At 39.8% G+C, this 2588-nt stretch carries 2 protein-coding genes; both read left to right on the top strand.

Features of this window, described 5'->3' with window-relative positions; genetic code table 11:
- The first annotated feature begins 199 nt into the window (after positions 1 to 199).
- A complete protein-coding gene (gene istA / locus GF867_RS13555; protein ID WP_153833617.1) occupies positions 200 to 1762 on the top strand; it encodes an IS21 family transposase in 1563 nt (520 codons plus the stop codon).
- Positions 1755 to 2495 (top strand): ATP-binding protein, encoded by a 741-nt coding sequence (locus tag GF867_RS13550; RefSeq protein ID WP_153833616.1) that lies wholly within the window; start codon positions 1755 to 1757, stop codon positions 2493 to 2495. The genes istA and GF867_RS13550 overlap by 8 nt, the downstream gene beginning before the upstream one ends.
- Positions 2496 to 2588 lie beyond the last annotated feature (93 nt).

Genomic DNA, 2588 nt, shown 5'->3' with positions numbered 1-2588 from the left:
TGATTATTCCGCGCTCTCAGGACCACCAATATCCATATCGAGTCCACCAGGCCAACCGTTAAATTCACGTAATAACCAAACTAAATCCGCACATCGGGTCCACCTATCCATGGATCAAGTCCGCTTTTCGTGCCTCTTTTATGTATAGTTACTTTGGAAGTGTAATTGCTTCTAACTATATATAAAGGAGGCTATTTTTATGGCTAGAAAAATCCCTGTGAAACTGGTAATGAAATATCGCGATCAAGGTTTATCGCGGAATATGATTGCGAAGACACAGAAAGTTGGAAAAAGTTCAGTGAGTGAGGTTTTTAAACGGGCTGAGGAGCTTCAACTATGTTACCAAGACATTGAGTCATTAACAGATATCGAAGCTTATCGTCGCTTCTTTCCAGAGCGTTATCAGTCGGAAATTTTGTATGACGCTCCTAATTATGACGACATTCATAAAGAACTTCAGCGCGTTGGTGTCACTTTAAAAATCCTATGGCAGGAATATGTTGACCGTTGTCGAACAAAAGAAAGTATCGCGGTTGGGTATTCAAAATTCTGTAACGATTATCAAAAGCACATTGCCAAGTATCGGTTGACGAATCATCTGACCCATAAACCAGGGGTAACGGTGCAGGTGGACTGGGGAGGCTCTACGATGCAGTTAGTCGATTTAAATACTGGAGAAGTTATTCCAGTCTATTTATTTGTAGGAACGTTACCATACAGTCAGTATACTTATGTAGAAGCGACATTGGATATGAAGAGTCATACTTGGCTCAAATGCCATGTCAATCTATTTGAATTTTTGGGTGGAACGCCGATCCGACTAGTTTGCGACAATCTCAAAGTAGGCGTAGTGAGTCATCCTAAAGAGGGAGATATTGTATTAAATGCACACTATGAAGCCCTAGCGAATCATTATGTGATGGCCATTATGCCAGCTCAAGTTCGAAAACCCAAACAAAAAGCAGCCGTTGAAGGTGCGGTAGGAAAAATTGCGACTGCTCTCATCGCCTCTCTACGCCATGAGACCTTTTCTTCTTTTGCGCTGCTGAAAGAAGCAATTCGAGAAAAGTTACTTATTTATAACGCGAGACCTTTCCAAAAACGCGAAGGGAGTCGTCAGCTTGTCTTCGAAGAAACTGAACGGGATAAACTTCGTCCACTGCCTTCGGTTCCTTATGAAATTGCGGACTGGGTCTATGGACGTAAGGTGAAATATGATTGTCATGTAACATTCCAAAAGAATAACTACTCGTGCCCCTATCAATACTTGAAGAAAACAGTTGATTTGAAGGTGACGAGCCACTTAGTCGAAATCTTCTATCAACATGAACGAATAGCGACACATAAGCGGTTTCCAGTTTATCAAGAATATGCATTCTCTACCTTACCTGAACATCTGCCAGATCAATTTAATCAACCAGAATGGAATGACCAACGGTTACTACGATGGGCAGAAAAAATCGGTCCTTTTACATGCAAAGTCATTACACGAATTTTTGAGAGTGTACAAATCAAAGAACAAGGGTATCAATCTGCTTTATCTGTCTTAAATCTATCTAAGAAATATTCGGATAATCATTTAAATAAAGCTTGCCAGATTGCGTTAGAGCGAGTTCATTCACCAAGATATCGTCAGTTGAATGCTATATTGACAAATCCAGTGAATAAATCACTATTTAATTCGATGGAGTTAGAAGCACCCGTTACTCGCATGGGATATGTTAGAGGTTCAGACTATTATGGAGGTAAACAACATGATTAATTCAGAAACCATACGTAAATTAAGACAATTAGACTTAGGAGAACTCGTTGCTGCTTTAGAGTTACAAGAAGCCGATATGGAGACACGCCATCTAACCTTCGATGACAGGTTTCAGATAGCGACAGATTACCTCTATCAAGAGAAATATAATCATCGAATCAAAGGAATCATACATCGTGCTAAACTACGAATCAAAGAAGCAGATTTAAGATCGATTCAATATGAGCATCGAGATATCAATCGCGAGATGCTTCAGGATCTAGGTACTTGTAACTTTGTTAAGCACCATATGAATGTCATTTTTCAAGGTTTTACTGGTTCAGGTAAGACATACTTGAGCTGTGCACTTGCTAAAGAAGCATGTAAATTAGAAATTCGCACACGATATATAAGGTTACCTGATTTATTAATAGAGCGAGATGAAGCATCGTTCAAAGAACAAGGAGTGGCGAAACTCCTCAATAAATATTCTAATTACGGCCTGTTAGTGCTTGATGAATGGCTTCTTGACGATCTTTTGGACGAAGATCTCAAATTTATTTTTGAACTAATTGAACGACGCCACGATACTCACTCCACAATCTATTGTACACAATTTCGAAAAGCAGATTGGCATCAAAGATTAGGTGGTGGTATTCACGCCGATGCGATTATGGATCGAATTGTACATAAAGCCTTTTGGTACGATACTGGAAAGATGAATATGCGCGAATTTAATGCTCAAACAGAATAACAAATGAACCTGATATGCGGACTAGTGGACTCGAAATGGCTATCCAAAGACTCGTCCTGCTGGAGAGGTGGATCTGAGAGCGCGGAATAATCA

It is taken from the genome of Fundicoccus ignavus, assembly GCF_009659375.1.
Lineage (GTDB): Bacteria > Bacillota > Bacilli > Lactobacillales > Aerococcaceae > Fundicoccus > Fundicoccus ignavus.
This window is presented reverse-complemented; position numbering and strand designations above follow the sequence as displayed.

Bases quoted from the DNA above. Each gene is read 5' to 3' on its own strand.
- GF867_RS13550 (WP_153833616.1), top strand. From the start codon at position 1,755: ATGATTAATTCAGAAACCATACGTAAATTAAGACAATTAGACTTAGGA.
- istA (WP_153833617.1), top strand. From the start codon at position 200: ATGGCTAGAAAAATCCCTGTGAAACTGGTAATGAAATATCGCGATCAA.